The following is an 18,524-nucleotide window of genomic DNA, read 5'->3' as shown; positions in this document are numbered from 1 at the left end:
GACGTCCAATGAAAATTAAACACTATACATTACCTGAACATGCACTCGGTGGGCAGCGGCAATTAAGCCATTTTCATTTCGGCGCGCCCGGCACGGGAGAGAAGGTCTATCTGCAGGCGGGGCTGCACGCCGATGAAATTCCGGGCATGCTGGTTCTGCATTATCTTAAAAGATTACTCAGCCAGGCGGAACGGCGCGGCGAACTGCGCGGCGAAATCATTCTCGTACCGGTGGCCAACCCGCCGGGGCTGGCCCAGGTGCTGCTCAGCGGCGGCGTAGGTCGTTTCGATCTGGCGAGCGGGCGTAATTTTAACCGCGACTTCCCCGATCTGGCTGCCCTGGCGCAGTCCTGTCTGCGTCCGCCATCTCCCGGCTCGCGCCGCGATTATCTGCAGCAGGTGCGCGCGGCGATGCGGGATGCGCTGGCGGCGCTGCCCGTCGTCAGCGAAGTTCAGGCTCTGCGCCACCATCTGCTGAGTCTCGCCTGCGATGCCGATCTGGTGCTCGATCTGCACTGCGATGACCAGGCGATTTTACATCTCTACGCTGACCCGGTCTGGCAACGCGAGGCGAAAGTTCTGGCGGCTTTTCTCGGTATTGGCGCCGTGCTGCTGTCGCAGGAGAGCGGGGGCAACTCGTTTGATGAAGCCTGCGGCCTGCCGTGGCAGCGTCTTTGCGCGAGGAATCCGTCGTGGCGCCAGCAGCAGCCCGGCTGCATGGCGGTGACCGTCGAGCTGCGCGGCCAGCAGGAGGTGAATCACGCCACCGCCTGCGACGACGCCGAACGCATTTACCGTTACCTGCAGTACCGCGGCGTACTGGCCGGCGCGAAGCCTGAGATTCCACTGCAGGAAACGGTAATGCTGCCGTTTGCCGCCGGGGAGATTGTTACCGCCCCGGCCACCGGCATCCTGGTGCTGCTAAAACAGCCCGGCGAGTGGGTCAGCGCCGACGATGTGGTCGCGGAAATCATCGATCCGCTGACCGATATGGTCAAAGCGGTGCGCCCGACATCGGGCGGGCTGATTTATGCCAGCCGTCGGGCGCCGTTTGTCACTTTAGGGGCTGAAGTGATGAAAATCGCCGGCGAGCGGCCGTTCAGCGGCGGAGGCGGGCTGGCGCTGTAAGCGGCTTTTATGGTATCGCGCGGCTTAAAAAATCGTTCACCGTTTTCATGCACAGCTCGCGCTCTTCGACGTGCGGCATATGGCTTGAGGCTTCGAAAATGACCCACCGCGCGTCGGGGATGTGGTCCATAAAGGGCTGTACCACCTCCGGAGTGGCTTCATCGTAGCGCCCGGAAATCAGCAGGACCGGAACGTGAATATGCGCAAGGCGGTCGATAATCGTCCACGCTTTCATGCTGCCGATAACGTGGAATTCGGTGGGGCCATTCATAGCGTGATAAACCGTCGGGTCGGCATCCATGGCATCGAAGGTGCGCCGCACTTCCGCCGGCCAGGGATCGAGCCGACAGACGTGGCGTTGATAAAATACAGCGCTTGCCGCCTTATATTCCGCGCTGTCCAGCGTTCCCGCCGCCTCATGGTCCAGCAGCGTCTGCTGGACATCGGCGGGCAGCTGCGCCCGTAGCTTTGCCGCACCCTGCAGCCACAGGGCCATCGATGCCGGGGAGTTGGCGATAATCAGCGCCTTTAACCCCTTTGGCTGCGTCACGGCGTGTTCCGCGCCGAGCATACCTCCCCACGATTGGCCGAGGAGGACGTAATTATCGGCAATATTGAGATGCAGCAGCAGGTTAGCCAGTTCGTCGAGGAACAGCGCCGGTTGCCAGAAGTCGGGGGGCTGCTGCGGTAAATGGGTTGAGCGCCCGTTGCCTAACTGATCGTAGTGGATCACCGCCCGCCCGCTGAGGGCGATATCGCGGAACGCATCGACGTAATCATGCGTGCACCCCGGCCCGCCGTGGGCGACGACCAGCGGCGTGAGTCCGCTGTCGATATCGCCGCAAACGCGAAACCAGGTTTGATAGTGCCGAAACGGGGCGTAACCTTCGCGGATGGTATACATGAATCATCTTTACCCTGCTAAGTGGACCGGCTTTCAGGGTAAAGGCTGGCAACCGCGGCTGAACACTAGCAAAAATGCTAGTTCTTAGCTGTCGAGCAGGCGGTAGTGCAGGGCGCGGACCACCGCCTGCACGCGGTTGCTGGCGCCGAGCTTTTTGGCCGCGGTATTGAGATGCAGCGTCACCGTCGCCACCGAGCGGTGCAGCTTGCGGGCGATCTCTTTGGCGGTAAGTCCTTCGGCGGACCACGCCAGACATTCGCGCTCGCGGTTGCTTAGCTTCACATGACGGCAGGTAAGCAGGGTGCTGTCGAACAGCGGAAACGCCGACTCCTGAAACTGGTGGGCGAGCAGCATCAGCTGCGCCAGGGTGGCGCTGATTTCCCGTTCCTGACGCTGGCCGGTATGGATGCCGGTGAGGGTCACGAATCCTCCGTTGGGGAGATGCAGGGGAACCGTCGCGCCGCAGGGCATATTGTGTTCGCGCATATAGTCGGTGACCGCGGTGGGATGATTGTCCAGCCTCCCGCGCAGCATGCTGCTGTCCGGCCGTTGATAGGACCAGACAAAAGGCGCGCAGCTTTCTAGCGCGCAGTGCTGCACCGGATCAACCTGGTAATATCCGCGCTCGCACCATAGCTGGCGCATATCTTCCGGAACATTGCACGTTTTCAGCAGCGAAGGCGTAATCAGCTCCCCTTCCAGAGAACGCGGAACCGGCGTGTAGTCGTAAATGACCGCGTCAAATCCTAACTTCCGGGTTGCCTGAAAAAGTCCGCTGAATGCGTCATCCAGGCTGGCCGCCCGCGCGCTGCCGGGGCGTTCAAATTCCAGTCGCATATAACCCCCTTCATCTAAAACGAGACCTGCGACGGGCACGATTTGTGCAAATCCGTCAATAGTTAGCGCAAAAGGCATGCAATTCCGGTGCCGTCCCGGCGCGGCGCAAAACTAGTATTTTTGCTAACTGTTCAGCGTCCGGGGTTGCCGTTAGCGTTAAGACAGACCCAACCCGCTTACCATCGACGATGAGGAATAGACCATGTGGAGCGAAATAGCGCCCGATCGGTGCCATAACATTGCGGTGGAAGGCTATAACGTCGTGGCCTATCAGTTTGGCGACGGCGATGAGACCGTTCTCTGCCTCAACGGCGGACCGGGGCTGCCCTGCGACTATCTGCGCGAAGCCCACGCCTGCCTGAAACAGCACGGCTATCGGGTGATCGCCTTTGACCAGTTGGGGACCGGAAAGTCCGACCGGCCGGATGACGCCAGCCTGTGGACGATGGCGCGCTATGTGCGTGAAGTGGAGACCGTCCGCCGGACTTTGGGCCTTGGTCAGGTGCATCTGCTTGGTCACTCGTGGGGCGGATGGCTGGCGATTGAAGTGGCATTGCACCATCCTGGCGCAATTCGCTCGCTGATTCTGGAAAATACCGTCGCCGATATGCCGCATCTGGTACAGGAGCTGAACCGTCTGCGCGGGGCGCTGGGGCCAGAAACCGTCGCGATGATGCAGCGCTACGAAGCGCTCGGCTGGCTAGACCATCCGGCCTATCAGGCGGCGATTACGCTGCTGAATTACCGCCACGTGTGCCGTCTTGACGTCTGGCCAGAACCGGTTACCCGCTCGCTTGGGGACTGGAATATGGGCCCGTATATCACCATGCAGGGACCGAACGAATTCCTCTATACCGGTAATTTAAAAAACTGGAACCGCAGCGCTGAGCTGGCGTCAATTCGCGTGCCCTGTTTGATCACCAGCGGCCAGCACGATGAACTGACGCCCGCCTGCGCCCTGAAAATGAAGCAGGGGCTGGCGAACGCTGAAATAGCCATTTTTGCCAACAGCAGCCACATGCCGTTTTACGAAGAGCCGCAGGCTTACTACCCGGTGCTGCTCGATTTTCTGGCGAGCCAGCGCGACGCGGGAGGCTGTTAATGCATCGTTACCGCTTTCTGCTTTTTCGCCCGCTACAGCTGCTGCCGGTTCTGCTGGGTATCAGCCTGATCACCTTCATGATGGTGCGCGCGATCCCCGGCGATCCGGCGCGTATTCTGCTGGGGGTGCGCAGCACGCCGGCGGCGCTGGCCCGCATTCGCGCGCAGTTTGCCCTCGATGAACCGCTGTGGGTTCAGTACGGCTATTTTCTGCGCAACCTGCTGCAGGGCGAGCTGGGGAAGTCGATTGTATACCGGGTGGATACCCTGAAGCTGATTGCCTCGCGGCTGGAACCGACGCTGTGGCTGGTGCTCGGCAGCGTTCTGCTGGCGGTAGCGTTGACGGTGCCGCTGGCGGCGATAGCCGCACGCCAGCGCGGGCGTCTCGCCGATCGGTTGATTCGTCTGTTTACGACCGCCGGGCTCGGATTCCCGGCGTTCTGGCTCGGCATCATGCTGATTCTGCTGTTCAGTATCGTGCTCGGCTGGTTTCCGGTCTCCGGCTACGGCAGCGATTTTTTAGACCAGCTGCACCATATGGTTTTGCCGTGCCTGACCGTGGCGCTGGCGCTGTCGGCGGTATTGATTCGCAACCTGCGCGCCAGCCTGCTGATGGAGATGAATAGCGACTATGTGGTGGCGGCCCGGGCGCGCGGGCAGCAGGAAAGACGTATCTTCTGGCGGCACGTGCTGCCGAACTCGCTGGTGCCGACCATCAATCTGCTGGCGGTGAATATTGGCTGGCTTATAGGCAGTACGGTGGTGATTGAAAGCGTGTTTGCCATCCCCGGCCTCGGACAGCTGCTGGTTAAGGCGATTTTTAGCCGCGACTACATGGTGGTGCAGGGCGTGGTAATGGTCTTTGCCCTTGCCACCGTGGTGGTCAGCCTGCTGGCGGATATCCTGACCGTGGCCCTCGACCCGAGGATAAAACTATGAAGGCGATAGCGACCTTTTCCCGCCTGCGTCAGCGGGCGATCCCGCGTCAGCAGGCGCTCTTCGCCGGGCTGGCGATAGTCGGACTATGGCTACTGGTCGCCTGTCTGGCGCCGTGGATAGCGCCGTTCGATCCGATTGCCCAGGACGCCTCTTCCAGCCTGCTGCCGCCGGGCGGCGTGCATCTCTTCGGTACCGACAACTTTGGCCGCGACGTTTTTTCCCGCGTGCTGTGGGGGGCGCGGGTCGATCTGCAAATCTGCCTGCTGGGGGTCCTGTTCCCCTTTATGCTCGGCACCACCCTTGGGGCGCTGGCGGGCTATCTCGGCGGCGTGGCCGACGCGCTGGTGATGCGGATTATTGATATCGTGCTGGCCTTTCCGTTTCTGGTGCTGATGCTGGCGATTATCGCCATCCTCGGGCCGGGGCTGAGCAGCTTTTATATGGCGATGGCGATGGTGGGCTGGGTCTCCTACGCCCGGCTGGTACGCGCTCAGGTACTGACGCTGAAACAGCGCGATTTTATTCTGGCGGCCCGCAGTCTGGGCTACGGCCATCTGCGGATTTTGTTCCGCCATCTGCTGCCCAATGCGCTAACCGGAGCCATCATTTTTTCGATGTCCGACTGCGTTCTGGTGCTGCTGAACGGGGCCTCGGTGAGCTATCTCGGGCTCGGCGTGCAGCCTCCTACCGCCGAATGGGGGATTATGGTGGCCGAAGGGCAGAGCTTTATCACCACCGCATGGTGGATAACCACCTTTCCGGGGCTTGCCATCGTGCTGCTGGCGATGGGCTTCAGCCTGCTGGCCGATGGGCTGGGCGATAAGCTAGGGGAACGCGTATGAGCTTGCTGAAGGTAAATCAGCTGACGGTCATGCGCGGCGAGGATGTCGCGCTGGTGGATAACGTCTCGTTAACGCTTGAAGCCGGGGAGATGCTTGGGCTGGTTGGCGAAAGCGGGTCGGGGAAAACCGTGACCTGCCGGGCGCTGATGCGCCTGCTGCCGGGGGCCGGACTGCAGATTACCGGCGGTGAGGTTCTGCTGGACGGCCGGGATATCTTGTCCCTCAGCGAAGGGCAAATGTCGGCGGTGCGCGGCCGGGAAATCGGCATGATTTTCCAGAACCCGACCAGCCATCTCAATCCGGTGATGACCATTGGAGAACAGATTGCAGAAAGCCGGCGCCTTCACTTTGCGGCAAACCGCCGTCAGGCGCGGGAGGATGCGCTGGCCTTGCTGCGCCAGGTCGGTATCCCGGACCCGCAGAATCGGCTCAATAACTATCCGCACGAATTTTCCGGCGGCATGCGCCAGCGGGCGATGATCGCCGTTGCCCTCGCGCCGGAACCCCGGCTGCTGATTGCCGACGAACCGACCACCGCGCTGGACGTCACCGTGCAGATGCAGATTTTGCGCCTGCTCAGCGACCTGCGCGCCGAGCTGGGGCTGGCGGTCATTATGATCACCCACGATCTCGGGGTGGTGGCGCAAACCTGCGACCGGATCGCGGTGATGTACGGCGGCAGACTGTGTGAAGTGGGCGGCAAACGCGAAGTGCTTGGCGGGCCCCTGCATCCCTATACCCGCGGGCTCATTGATTGTCAGCCGGCCAGCGAAGGCGGGCAGGGGAGGTTGACGATCATCGACGGCCAGCCGCCCAGCGCCGACCACTTCCCATCAGGGTGTCGCTTTCACCCGCGCTGCCGCCGCGCCGATGAAGCGTGTCAGAGCCAGCCATTGCTGCGTTACGGGCAGGGTTGCCATAGCCATGCGGTGGCCTGCCATCACATTTTGCCAGCACGGCAGGAGGGATAATGGTTAACGCTCGCTGGCCGCTGCTTGAGGCCGATAATCTTTGCGTCACCTTCCCGGTATCGGGCGGTCTTTGGCAGCCGAAGCGGGTAGTGCACGCGGTGAACCAGATCACGATGCAGATCTTTCCCGGCGAAACCCTCGGTCTGGTCGGCGAGTCCGGCAGCGGCAAGAGCACGCTTGGCCGAGCGCTGTTACAGCTTGAACAGGTTGCCGATGGCGAGGTGCGGTTCGCCGGACAGCGCATTACCCATGGCTTAACCAGCGATATTGCCCGTCTGCGCCAGCAAAGCGCGATGATTTTCCAGGATCCCTATGCCTCGTTAAATCCCAGGCAGACCGTAGGAGAAAGCATCTCCGAGGTGCTGCGCGTGCATCAGAAAGTCCCGCGCGGGCAGGAAGCGCTGCGGGTTGCGGAACTGCTCACCCTGGTCGGCCTGCGTCCGCAGCAGGCCAGCGCGAAACCGTCTCAGCTAAGCGGCGGCCAGTGCCAGCGCGTCGGTATTGCCAGAGCGCTGGCCATGGAGCCGCGGCTGATCGTGGCCGATGAGTGCGTCGCGGCGCTGGACGTCTCTATTCAGGGACAGATCGTCAACCTGCTGATGGATCTGCGGGAAAAGATGGGGCTGGCGATTCTGTTTATCGCCCACGATCTGGCGATTGTGCGGCGACTCTGCGATCGCGTTGCGGTGATGTATCTCGGGAGAATTGTGGAAGAGGGGCCGGCAGAAGCGGTCTTCACTCGACCGCTGCATCCCTATACCGCCGCGCTGGTCTCGGCGATCCCGGAAATCGACCCGGATAAACCGCTGCCGAAAAATTTGCTGGGGGGCGAGCCGCCCAGTCCCGTAGCCGTTCCACAAGGCTGTGCATTTCATCCGCGCTGCCCTTATGCGCAGGTGCAGTGCCGCACCGGCGCACCACCACCAACCCGGCAGATTGCCGATCGCGCTTATGCCTGCGTGCTCAACCTCGCGGGCGATGAGACCGTTTTTCCTTTAACTGGGGGATCTTTTGATGAAGCACAGGCAGATTAAGTTACTGGCGGCGAGCGTTTTTCTGGCGCTCAGCGTGGTGAGTGAAATAGCTCAGGCGGCCGGCGTATTGACCATTGGCCGCCGGGAGGATAGTACCACGTTTGACCCGATAAAATCGGCGCAAAATGCGGATAACTGGGTCTTTTCCAACGTCTTTGACCCGCTGGTGCGGGTGGATAAAAGCGGGACGAAGCTGGAGCCGGGCGTGGCCGAGAGCTGGACGATTTCCCCGGATGGCAAAGTCTATACCTTCAAAATTCGCGAAACCCGGTTCTCGGACGGTACGCCGCTGACCGCCAGCGATGCGGCGTTTAGCCTGATCCGTATCCGCGATGATGAAGGCTCGCTGTGGCGGGATTCCTATAGCATTATTGCCAAAGCGGAAGCCACGGACCCGCGCACGCTGGTGGTGACGCTGAAATCGCCTTCAGCGCCGTTCTTATCGCAGCTGGCGCTGCCGAACGCTTCGGTGATTTCCCAGCAGGCGATGAAGGCGGAAGGCGAAGAGGCGTTTGCCGAAAAGCCCGTGGGCTCCGGCGCGTTTAGCGTGAAAGAGTGGCTGCGCGGAGAAAAGATCGTACTGGTGAAGAACCCGAACTTCTGGCAGGCGAAAAACGTCAGCCTGGATGGCGTGGAGTGGTTAACCATTCCGGACGACAATACCCGCATGCTGAAAGTGCAGGCCGGCGAACTTGACGCTGCGCTGACCGTGCCTTTCTCGCGCATTGCATCGTTACAAAAGGATGCCAATCTGAAGGTGGAGCTGGATCCTTCTACTCGCGAGGACCATCTGCTGATCAATCATTCTCACGGCGCGCTGGGCAAGGTGGAAGTCCGTCAGGCGCTGGACTTCGCGATTGATAAAGACGCGATTGTGAAAACCGTGACCTTTGGCTACGGTCAGGTGGCCAATTCCTATATTCCCGCCGGAGCGCTTTACCACTATCAGGATAATCTTCGCCGGCCATACGATCCGCAAAAGGCCAAAGCGATGCTGAAAGCGGCGGGCGCTGCCGACCTGAAGCTGAACTATGTGGTCAATGCCGGGGATGAAGTCGATGAGCAAATTGCCATTTTGCTACAACAGCAGCTGGCAAAAGCCGGGGTGACGGTGAATTTGCAAAAAGTCGACCCGAGCCAGAGCTGGGATATGCTGGTGGCCGGGGAGTACGATATATCGGTGATGTACTGGACCAACGATATTCTCGACCCCGATCAGAAAACCACCTTCGTGCTGGGTCACGATGCCAATATGAACTATATGACCCGCTATCATAACGACCAGGTTAAAGCGCTGGTGGCCGCCGCGCGCGTTGAAATGGACAGTAAAAAGCGCGAGCAGATGTATATCGACCTGCAAAAAATGGCTAAGGCCGACGTGAACTGGGTCGATCTGTATTACAGCCCGTACCGCAACGTCAGCCGCAAAAATATCGACGGTTTTTATCAGAATCCGCTGGGACGTTTCTTCCTGGAGGATACCGTAAAACACTAATGCCTCTTTGCGCCGGTTGTCCTCTGACGCCGGCGCCTTTTTCATCTTACCGGCGGCGCGACACGGTTTGATGCATATCAACGAGCACATTAACTTTTACTATAAAAACTAAAAAAGAGTTGTAACCCCGCCTGCTTTTATTCAATTTATGTGGTGAATGTTTAATGTATTCCAATAAATAAAGCATATATACATTAAAAAACAACACGTTAAATAAATCAGGGGTTAATTTTTGTGGCAAGTGCAAACAAACTCACGCTGTTCATCGTCATCTTCATGCTGTTGGGGATCCTCTCCGGCGCGGCCATCCACGCTTACGCCGGGCAAACGACCATTACCGCATGGTCGGAAAACATTACGCTGCTTACCGACGTGTTTCTGCGCCTGATTAAGATGGTCATTGCGCCGTTAGTGTTCAGTACCCTGACGGTGGGTATTATGCGGCTGGGCGAAACGGCGACCATTGGGCGGGTCGGCGGTAAAGCCATGGTGTGGTTTATTACCTCGTCCATTCTCTCCATTCTGGTCGGGCTGGTGATTGTTACCCTCGAGCATCCCGGCGCCGGTTTGAACCTGGCGATCCCGAAAGAGTCCGTGGATACTGGGCTGGCGGTGAGCGGGATGAGCCTGAAAGGCTTTCTGACCCATACCATCCCCACCAGCATTACCGAGGCGATGTCCAACAACGAGATTCTGCAAATCGTGGTGTTCTCGATGTTCTTCGGTATTGCCGGGGCATCGCTGGGGGAGAAATTCAACGCCCCGCTGGTGGCGGCGCTGAACGTGGTTTCCCATATTATGCTGAAGGTGACCGGGTACGTGATGTACGTCGCGCCGCTGGCGATTTTCGCCGCGATCTCTTCGGTTATCGCCTCGCAGGGGCTGGGGATCCTGCTTAATTACGCCTCGTTTATCGGCGGATACTATGTCGCGATTCTGCTGACCAGCGCGGTGCTGCTGGCGGTGGGGTATATGGTGCTCAAAAAAGAGGTTTTTCGCCTGCTGAACATGCTCAAAGATCCGGTGCTGGTGGCGTTCACGACCAGCAGCTCCGAGGCGGCCTATCCGAAGACCCTGGAGCGTCTGGTGGAATTTGGCTGCTCGCGTAATATCGCGTCGTTTGTGCTGCCAATTGGCTACTCCTTTAATCTGGTCGGTTCAATGGTCTACTGCTCTTTTGCCGCCATGTTTATCGCCCAGGCTTACAATATTCAGCTGAGCTTTAGCGAGATTACCGTAATGATGCTGACGCTGATGCTGGCTTCGAAAGGGATTGCCGGGGTACCGCGTTCGGCGCTGGTGGTGCTGGCGGCGACCATCCCGAGCTTCAATATTCCGGTGGCGGGTATTTTACTGCTGATGGGGATTGACCATTTCCTCGATATGGGGCGTTCAGCGATTAACGTGCTGGGTAACGGGATTGCGACGGCGATGCTGTCAAAAAATGAAGGTCTGTCGCAGAATGAGGTACCCGAGGCTGAAGTCGCGCCTCAGCAGGCGCAAGCCTGATCGTCGGGCGGCCTCTCTGACGGGGTCGCTTTTTGCGCAGAAAAAGAGGCCCCTGACAGGCACGCCAGGGGCAATGTGACGAAGTAACAGATTCCCTGGTAGAGGCATTTTTTATTGTATAAAAATACGCTCCGGTATTTTCATACCAGGGAACCGGGTCATGTTACCCGCTGCCCGTAACGCCTGAGTAGATGTTTTTCATTTTACCGATCTTTTTCGGAATCCCGTTCCTCGCAAGCCAGCAAATTCTTAATTTTACGGTACATAATGCGATCGTCGATGGCGCGTGCGCGCGTTTACCAGCGCTCTTTTAATAAGTTAATAAACTGGAAAAAGTCATAATTGTTATTAAGGCTGTATTTTTCCATAATTTTGCTTTTGTGCCAGGTGATGGTTTTGGGGGTGACTTTGTTGAGAGCAGAAATTTTACCGATATCAAAGCCATGAATAATGCCGGTGGCGACGGCTACCTGCGATTTGGACAACATATTATGCGGGCAGTGAGTGCAAATTAGCGGTGAGTCCATCTCCTGCGTCAGAGGAAGAAGTTCACTTCTTTTCAGCTCGTGGCCAATGATTTCAAACATCTTATCGATATTAACGGCTTTGATTGAGACAAAGATAACGCCCTTAAGGCAGTTGACGATCAGCTCCTTTTCCGGAAGTTTGTCATAGCTGTGCAATATAATCACCGAACTGTTTTTTTTACGGTTCTTTATACTGGTATTGCACAGATAGATCTCGCCGGGAAGAACTTCAGCAATGATGATATCCTTATCTAAAAAATCATTATGCTTATAAGAAAAAGCGGCTTTAAGGTTACCGCTGCGGCTGATGAGCTCATTGACTATGGCAACCAACGACTCTCGGAGAAAGGTATTCCTGGTGTTGATGGCGATGTTTATTTTTTTCATGGCGTTATTTCCCTGATAAATCAACATAACGCCATGTTGTGATCAATCCTCCGGGCGTAAGCGGTGATTGTTGCTATGCAGATTTGGTTATTATTAATGTGGCTTTAGTTATTTTCTGCGCGTAGAGTTCTTTGCTGAAAACGGAAATTTCTGTTTTCGCCTGTCGCGGATATACGACACAAGACTATAAACAGAAACGCAAAGGCAAAATACGCACAGCAATAAGGCTAACCATGTTTGCATGGCCATAATAGAGATCCTTTATCTTGATTTTTGGTGTTAAAAATGTATCTCGCAGGCACGGGAATATTTTTATACTCTTTGTTAAACCGTGCTCGCGATACGCGGACGAAATGCGCCTGACAAGCGGCCTGCATTCGGCTCGTGCTGAATACAGCAACAACCTGTTAGCTCAGGCCGCTTTGTGTCGAAACGCTCACGACGCCATGTCAATGTAAGAAAATTCTTAATGTGCTGTCAGTCTCATTTCTCTCATTCCTCTCAAAAACTGAAAAAAATTAACAAGAGGAGCAAAACTGAAAACAACTTCGCAATGACGCCGCGCGGATGGCGGAATACTGACCGGCAGCGCTGCTGCTGCCGGCCGGGGAAAGGTCAGGAGAGAAACGCCAGCCCTTTGCCAAAAATCGCGCGAATCGGCAGGGTGATACCATGAAGGCGGGCCTTGTGGCGCAGGCGGCTGATCACGACGTCGATTCGGTGCAGTTCCGGTTCGCCTTCATCGGTAAACAGAGAGGTGTGCAGGTCAACCTTGCTGAAGACCTCATTGCGGTTACGCATTAACACTTCCAGCAGCCGATACTCTTGCTGCGTGAGCGGCAGGGCCAGCCCAGACGGCGCCACAAGGCGCTCGCTCTGGAGTACCCAGTGAGACGGCGCTGGCCGCTCTGCTGATAGCGGCGGATTGACGCGTTCCGCCGGTTGTTGCTGGCGAAGCCGGGAGCCCAGCGCCTGGATGCTCTCCGCGAGGTCGGAAAAGTTGACCGGCTTGATGAGATAGAGATCGGCGCCGGCGTTTAAGGCCTGGAGCCGATCCTGCTCATGCCCTCTGGCGGTCACCACCACCAGGCCGAACTGGCCAATTTCGTGCAAATAGTCCAGCACGCTAAAGCCGTCCTCACCCGGCAAGCCAATATCGATAAGCACAATATCAACCGGATCGCGATGCAGCTGCCGCCAGAAGGCTTCGGCGCTGCCCACGCCCCAGGCATCGAAGCCGCGATGGCGCAAAAAAGCCAGCAGCTCGTCGAGTAAATCAGCGCTATCTTCGATGATTGCGACGCGTAATGTCATGATTTGTCCTTCTGCTGTCCGTTAGCCGGGAGCGTGAGCGCAAATTTGCATCCGGCCGACGTGTTCTCTGCCAGCCACAGGTCCCCGCCGTGAGCCTGGATGATTTGTCGGGCGACATACAGGCCAAGCCCGGTCCCGGCCGGCGTTGCGGTATCCGTTTCGCCGCGCCGATAGCGCTCGAAAATATGCTCGACCTGTTCAGGCGGGATGCCGGGACCGCGATCGCCAATGCGTAATTCCACGTGTTTTTCCTGCGGATAAATCTCGATGCTTATCTCCCCGGAGGCGGCATATTTCACCGAGTTGTCGAGCAGGTTGGCGATGGCGATACACAGTAGCCCGCTATCAATAAACAGCACCGGTGAAGGGGAGTCCGGACCCACAGTTTGCCCCTCAAGGGTGACATCCAGATAATGGTTAAGCGAAAGATCCACGACCGTCGCGGCCATATAGATCACCGGCAGCAGCGCTGCATCCTGCCTGTCGGCGTGCAGGTCCCTCGAAGAGAGCCGGGCGTCGGCCAGGCAATTATCGGTAAGCTGTACCAGACGGGTTGTCGCCCGCTGCATGCGGTCGAGGCGCGAGCTCTGCGTCACCGTTGCGGGGCACAGGCGCAGGTTTTCCAGCGCGGCCTGGAGGATCGCCAGCGGCGTTCTGAACTCATGCGCCACCATTCCCATAAACTGGCGCTGGTGGAAGCTGGCCTCGCGTTCAATCTGTAGCTCTCGCGCCAGCTGCTGCTTGCGCACCAGAGTCCGGTTTTCCGCCCGCACCCGCAGTACGGCGATGATCAGGACGGTGACGATATGAATAATCAGCGCGTACTGCCAGGTGGAATAGACCCCATTATGAAACGGAATGACGCCGTGGATAGAGAGCAGCGCCAGCCCGGCGGAGACGACGTATATCGGCGGCAGCAGCCCCAGCAGCAGCGTATTGATATCAATCGCTTTGCGCCGCCACAGCATCCATGACGTGATCAACAGAATAGGGGCGGCGATAAAAAATATCCCGGCCTCTATCTGCATCGCCAGGCCGTAAAAGCCCAGCGGAATACTGATTTGCAGAACGATGTTTAAACCGATCGCCGCCAGCAGCAGTTGATGCAGCCGCGGCATATTTTTCTTGAGATCGAAAACTTCGCTATGCAGCCACAGCGCGGTGGCGTAGCTCACCAGCGACAGGCAGCTGATCATATAATCCTGAACCGGCAGCAGGGCGCTGCCAAATAACCACTCCGGGTAGCCATGCAGGGCCGCGACGAGCGGATAGTTTAGCGAGAACAGGCAGATCCCCCACAGCAGGCGCCGACGCAGCGCGATGGCAAGCCACAGGGCGATGCCGCTGGCAATTACCGCCAGGCCAAAATAGAAGCTCCAGAAAGCGGTATCGAGCGTGGCCGAACGCACGAACTCCTGCGGCGAGGAGAGCGTCGCCAGCAGAATCAGGGTGCTGCTGCTCTGGAGACGGAATACCATCTCGTAGCCAGCCGCCGTCGGCGGGGGCGGCAAAATCAGTACGCTTTCGCGGTAGTCGAGATCGTTATCCCGGGCAGACGCATGGTCGCCAAACTCTTTCTGTCGCCATGGACTGTCGCTGCCGTAGGGGCGATAAAACACGGTCAAACGATCGACAAACGACGGACCGAGCTGCAGCCAGCGCTGTTCGCCAGCAAATAAGGCCGCCGGGAGCGAAGTACGTAGCCAGTAGGCCTTTGTCGAGTAGCCGAACGACGGGATAAGCGGCGCCGTTTTTAGCGCCTCTTCAGGGAGCGAAAGAAAGGCGTTGAGGGTCAGCGTGTCGCTGGCGTCGGCGTACCAGTAGACCGGAATATCAATACCCAGCTGGCGGACCTCCGCGCGGGCTGGCGCCCCTATCTGCAGAGCGATAATGACGCCGCACCATGCCCAGAAATGCGCGCTGCGGCTCCTGCGAATAAGATCATAAAAAGCGCACAAACGATTCAATCACGCCCCCTTGTGGCATGGATTAATCAATCAGACGGTATAAACGCAGAGGAACGCTGCCGCAGGCACAGGTACCCCTCCGCATTCGGGAAATAAACGTCCAGGGCCGGGCAACGCAGCATTCTGCTGGTGCCGAAGATATTATTCCAGCGTTATCTGCACGCCGGGTAACTGGCCAGACCTGCCGTAAGAAGATTCTCAATCAACGTTAACGTAGGGGGGAGGTGCATAATAAGCAACCTGAAAGTTCAGGCACAGCATACGGGTTTATGATGTTATGCCATAAATTGACGCGATAGCTATATAAAATTGGCATTAGATTATTTAATCAGCGCATATAAAAGCAGCGGGTTATATTCAAGTTTAATTTACGCTGAAATAACGATAACGGACAATATCTGCGGCGAGTGAGGCGCATTTGGCGATGAATCCACCGCGGCTGATGGGATGACCGGTCGCACAGACCCTCATAAAAGACCGCCGACGAGCGTGTGATAAAAAACTGACACCGGCAGTCCATGGCACCGCGTGCGAGTAGCGGATTTATGCGGGCAAAAAAATAAAATGGTTATATATTGACCTGTGATGAAATAAAATCAGTATTCTAAGGCGTGATAGTAGAATTTAGATGAGGGTAATTTCGGGGTAAGCGTATTTTATGCGGTTGAAAGGGCGATTTTCTGTTTCTTCCCCACCCGTAATAGCGGTCCTTTATCAATGTTTTGGTTATTTACATCAAAGAATCCGCGGACGACTGTGGTTATGTTGGTTATTCCGCCTGGAAAAATGACCAGGTAAATCATTCACTCGTTGTGCAAGGAGACCTGACAGGATGACGACGAAATCGCTAACGCTGTCTTTGGATGAACAACAGTCCATTCCGTTGAGTACGGTCTCAGGGACGCAGGGCTATCCCGGCATGGATATTCGTCCGCTGGCGTCCGCAGGTATATGCAGTTTCGACCCCGGTTTTGCTAACACCGCAGGCTGTACGTCGGCCATCTCCTGGATTGATACCGAAAACAGCGTTTTGCTGCACCGCGGCTATCCGGTCGATCAGCTGGCTCGCCAGTGCGACTTCCTTGAGGTAGCCTGGATTCTGCTGCGGGGCGATGCGCCTGACGAAGCCAGCTATCAGGCGTTCAAAAACACGATTACCCGCCATAGCCTGGTACACGAGCAGATTGGCCGCATGTGCAGCAGCTTTCGGCGCGACTCGCATCCGATGGCCTTAATGTGCGCTCTGGTGGGCACGCTGGCGGCGTTCTATCACGATGTGCTGGACGTTGAAAATCCCGAGCACCGCGCGCTGGCCGCCACCCGCCTGCTGTCGAAAATGCCGACGCTGGCGGCGATGAGCTATAAGTTTTCTATTGAGCAACCGGCGCAGTATCCGCGCAACGATCTTTCCTACGCGGGGAATTTCCTGCATATGCTGTTTGCTATCCCCGCGGAGCCGTATCAGCTGAATCCGGTGATTGAGCAGGCGATGAACCAGATCCTGGTGCTCCACGCCGACCACGGCCAGTGCGCATCGACGACCACCGTCCGGGCGGCGGGCTCCTCCGGGGCGAATCTTTTTGCCTGCATTGCCGCCGGACTCGCTTCTTTATGGGGACCGGCCCACGGCGGGGCGAATGAAGCCAGTATGCGGATGCTGGAGGAGATCAACACCGTCGACCAAATTCCGGCGTTCCTGAGCAAAGCGAAACGCGATCCGCAGGCGTTTCGTCGTCTGGGATTCGGTAACTCTCGCTACCGTCATCTTGATCCGCGCGCCGCTATTTTGCGCGAAACCTGTCACCGGGTGCTGAAGGAACTGGGGATGTCCGATATGCCGCTACAGGTGGCGATGGCTCTTGAAGAGGTGGCGCTGACCGACCCCTACTTTGTTGAAAATGGCCTGTCGCCGAGCGTGGATTTCTACACCGCGGTGATCCTTAAAGCGATGGGGCTGCCTTCATCGATGTTTGTGGCAATTACCGCCGTAGGCAGAACGCTTGGCTGGGTGGCGCACTGGAACGAAATGCACGAAGCGCCGCTGAATATTTATCGCCCCCGGCAGATTTATACCGGCGAAAAGCGGCGGGATTACGTTTCGCGGCGTGAAGGGTGACAGCAGGGGGCAATCGGGAAGATTTAGCCCGGCTCGCGCTGCGCTGAGCCGGGCTACAAATTCACTGCGTTCTGTGGTGCGGGAACGCAGCGGATGTTTAGCGAAACATCACCTGCGCCCAGCGGGCCAGCCCGGCGGTAACCGAGCCAAAATCATCGCCTCCGGCAACCGGAATACCCGGCAGGTGTGCCGCCAGCGCTTTTTTAATCAACGGCGATCGAGCGCTGCCGCCGGTCAGGTAAATCACGTCCGGTTTTTCATTACTGTTATCCAGCGCCAGCTGAACCTGCTCCATGATCCGGGCCAGCGGCTGATCCAGCGCAGCTTCCAGACCCTGCTGGCTGATGGCTGTCGCCAGCTCGTCGCTAATAAACGGCAGCCCCGCGGTGACGCTCGGCTGCGCGGAAAGGGCGATTTTGCTCTCTTCCGCGCTGCGCACCAGGCGATAGCTCAGACGCTGACGCCAGACCTTCAGCAGCAGCGCGACTTTTTCGCTGTCTCGGGCGCTGCGTAGCAAATCGTTAAGCAGGCGACCGTTGGCGGCGCTGTAAAAGTCGGTCTGCGCCGGCACGTCGTTAATGGCCACCGCATTCCACCACGGCAGAATCGGCAGCGCGATGCCTTTTTCGGTATCGCCGCCCATCCCCAGCAGCGGCATCAGGCATTTAAAGGCCAGGGCGATATCCAGGTCGTTACCGCCGACGCGGCAGCCGCTGTGGCCGAGGAGGCTTTGCTGGCGATCGGCTTTTTCCCGCCACTGCGGCCCCATCAACAGCAGCGAACAGTCGGTGGTACCGCCGCCGATATCGACGACCAGCACGCGTTTTTCTTCGCTCAGCGTCGCTTCGAAATCCAGACCGGCGGCGACCGGTTCAAACTGAAACACGACGTCGCGAAAGCCCGCGCGCTTTGCCGCACGTTCGAGAATGCCCTGCGCCTGGGCGTTGGCATCATCGCCGCCCGGTCCCTGGAAGTTAATCGGGCGGCCGATAACCGCCTGGTCGATGGCGTCCGGCAGCTGCGTTTGCGCCTGGAGTTTGATATGCAGCATCATGGCGCACACTAAGTCTTCAAACAGCGCTACCTGCTGCGGCTTGAGCCCGCTGGCGCCGAGAAACGATTTCGGCGACTTTACGAAGTAGACTTCTTGCGGATCTTCAACGTACTGATGCAGCGAAGCGAGACCAAACTGCACGCTGTTGCCGAGTACGTCGATATCTTCCTCGCGGTTGAAGCTTATCGCGCGGCGCAGCAGCGCCTGGTTTTCATCACCGTTGGGCGGGACGTCGTGATGGCGGTAGAGCCACTCGCTGACCGCTTCGCGGGTCGGCGCGCAAAGCATTGATGGCAATAGTGAACTGCCGTTTTCCAGCGTCAGCAGCTGCGGCGTATTGTCGCGCATCACCGCCACTGAACAGTTAGCGGTACCGTAGTCAAAACCAATAAACATAGCC

Annotated in this window: 16 protein-coding genes; 9 read left to right on the top strand and 7 right to left on the bottom strand. The window is 57.8% G+C overall.

Annotation, left to right across the window (positions count from 1 at the left end):
- The first annotated feature begins 8 nt into the window (after window positions 1–8).
- Window positions 9–1,127: a succinylglutamate desuccinylase/aspartoacylase family protein gene (locus CDA56_RS10460; RefSeq protein ID WP_004852529.1), complete on the top strand. Its 1,119-nt coding sequence runs from the start codon at window positions 9–11 to the stop codon at window positions 1,125–1,127.
- 7 nt (window positions 1,128–1,134) lie between these two features.
- Here the strand turns inward: CDA56_RS10460 and CDA56_RS10455 are convergent, their stop codons facing one another.
- Together CDA56_RS10455 and CDA56_RS10450 are read right to left on the bottom strand one after the other, a co-directional pair.
- A complete protein-coding gene (locus tag CDA56_RS10455; protein WP_009653988.1) occupies window positions 1,135–2,031 on the bottom strand; it encodes a proline iminopeptidase-family hydrolase in 897 nt (298 codons plus the stop codon).
- An 84-nt stretch (window positions 2,032–2,115) separates the two neighbouring features.
- The gene (locus tag CDA56_RS10450) at window positions 2,116–2,868 is read right to left on the bottom strand and encodes a helix-turn-helix transcriptional regulator (protein WP_049106536.1); all 753 of its coding nucleotides are present in this window, start codon (window positions 2,866–2,868) and stop codon (window positions 2,116–2,118) included.
- Between the two features lie 202 nt (window positions 2,869–3,070).
- On the opposite strand from CDA56_RS10450, the gene CDA56_RS10445 reads away from it, so the two are divergent.
- From CDA56_RS10445 to CDA56_RS10415, 7 genes are all read left to right on the top strand, one after another.
- Window positions 3,071–3,970: a proline iminopeptidase-family hydrolase gene (locus CDA56_RS10445; protein WP_104011349.1), complete on the top strand. Its 900-nt coding sequence runs from the start codon at window positions 3,071–3,073 to the stop codon at window positions 3,968–3,970.
- Window positions 3,970–4,908 (top strand): ABC transporter permease, encoded by a 939-nt coding sequence (locus tag CDA56_RS10440; protein ID WP_032750562.1) that lies wholly within the window; start codon window positions 3,970–3,972, stop codon window positions 4,906–4,908. Before CDA56_RS10445 ends, CDA56_RS10440 begins: the two co-directional genes overlap by 1 nt.
- Window positions 4,905–5,750 (top strand): ABC transporter permease, encoded by an 846-nt coding sequence (locus tag CDA56_RS10435; RefSeq protein ID WP_014838967.1) that lies wholly within the window; start codon window positions 4,905–4,907, stop codon window positions 5,748–5,750. Before CDA56_RS10440 ends, CDA56_RS10435 begins: the two co-directional genes overlap by 4 nt.
- Window positions 5,747–6,721 (top strand): ABC transporter ATP-binding protein, encoded by a 975-nt coding sequence (locus CDA56_RS10430; protein ID WP_104011348.1) that lies wholly within the window; start codon window positions 5,747–5,749, stop codon window positions 6,719–6,721. The genes CDA56_RS10435 and CDA56_RS10430 overlap by 4 nt, the downstream gene beginning before the upstream one ends.
- Window positions 6,721–7,755, top strand: a complete 1,035-nt coding sequence (locus CDA56_RS10425) for an ABC transporter ATP-binding protein (RefSeq protein ID WP_180343614.1) — start codon at window positions 6,721–6,723, stop codon at window positions 7,753–7,755. The genes CDA56_RS10430 and CDA56_RS10425 overlap by 1 nt, the downstream gene beginning before the upstream one ends.
- Window positions 7,736–9,250 (top strand): ABC transporter substrate-binding protein, encoded by a 1,515-nt coding sequence (locus CDA56_RS10420; protein ID WP_025107772.1) that lies wholly within the window; start codon window positions 7,736–7,738, stop codon window positions 9,248–9,250. Before CDA56_RS10425 ends, CDA56_RS10420 begins: the two co-directional genes overlap by 20 nt.
- 234 nt (window positions 9,251–9,484) lie before the next feature.
- Window positions 9,485–10,759 carry a dicarboxylate/amino acid:cation symporter gene (locus tag CDA56_RS10415; protein ID WP_004852509.1) on the top strand — a complete coding sequence of 425 codons (1,275 nt, stop codon included), beginning with the start codon at window positions 9,485–9,487 and terminating at the stop codon, window positions 10,757–10,759.
- 296 nt (window positions 10,760–11,055) lie between these two features.
- On the opposite strand, the gene CDA56_RS10410 is transcribed toward CDA56_RS10415, so the two are convergent.
- From CDA56_RS10410 to CDA56_RS10400, 4 genes are all read right to left on the bottom strand, one after another.
- Window positions 11,056–11,673, bottom strand: coding sequence for a helix-turn-helix transcriptional regulator (locus tag CDA56_RS10410; protein ID WP_104011356.1), 618 nt, complete (start codon window positions 11,671–11,673; stop codon window positions 11,056–11,058).
- A 108-nt stretch (window positions 11,674–11,781) separates the two neighbouring features.
- Entirely contained in the window at window positions 11,782–11,922 is a 141-nt protein-coding gene (locus tag CDA56_RS30705) for a small membrane protein (RefSeq protein WP_139158507.1), read from the bottom strand.
- Window positions 11,923–12,288: 366 nt separating this feature from the next.
- On the bottom strand, window positions 12,289–12,987 hold the full coding sequence (locus tag CDA56_RS10405) for a response regulator transcription factor (RefSeq protein WP_104011346.1): 699 nt from the start codon (window positions 12,985–12,987) through the stop codon (window positions 12,289–12,291).
- Window positions 12,984–14,945 carry a sensor histidine kinase gene (locus CDA56_RS10400; RefSeq protein ID WP_224272324.1) on the bottom strand — a complete coding sequence of 654 codons (1,962 nt, stop codon included), beginning with the start codon at window positions 14,943–14,945 and terminating at the stop codon, window positions 12,984–12,986. The genes CDA56_RS10405 and CDA56_RS10400 overlap by 4 nt, the downstream gene beginning before the upstream one ends.
- Before the next feature lie 841 nt (window positions 14,946–15,786).
- Between CDA56_RS10400 and CDA56_RS10395 the strand changes: the two genes are divergently transcribed.
- Window positions 15,787–17,070 (top strand): citrate synthase, encoded by a 1,284-nt coding sequence (locus tag CDA56_RS10395; protein ID WP_025107768.1) that lies wholly within the window; start codon window positions 15,787–15,789, stop codon window positions 17,068–17,070.
- 97 nt (window positions 17,071–17,167) lie between these two features.
- Here the strand turns inward: CDA56_RS10395 and yegD are convergent, their stop codons facing one another.
- On the bottom strand, window positions 17,168–18,520 hold the full coding sequence (gene yegD / locus CDA56_RS10390) for a molecular chaperone (protein WP_104011345.1): 1,353 nt from the start codon (window positions 18,518–18,520) through the stop codon (window positions 17,168–17,170).
- Window positions 18,521–18,524: the final 4 nt, after the last annotated feature.

Source organism: Klebsiella michiganensis, assembly GCF_002925905.1.
Lineage (GTDB): Bacteria > Pseudomonadota > Gammaproteobacteria > Enterobacterales > Enterobacteriaceae > Klebsiella > Klebsiella michiganensis.
The sequence above is the reverse complement of the archived record's forward strand: the minus strand, read 5'-3'. Positions and strand labels throughout refer to the sequence as shown.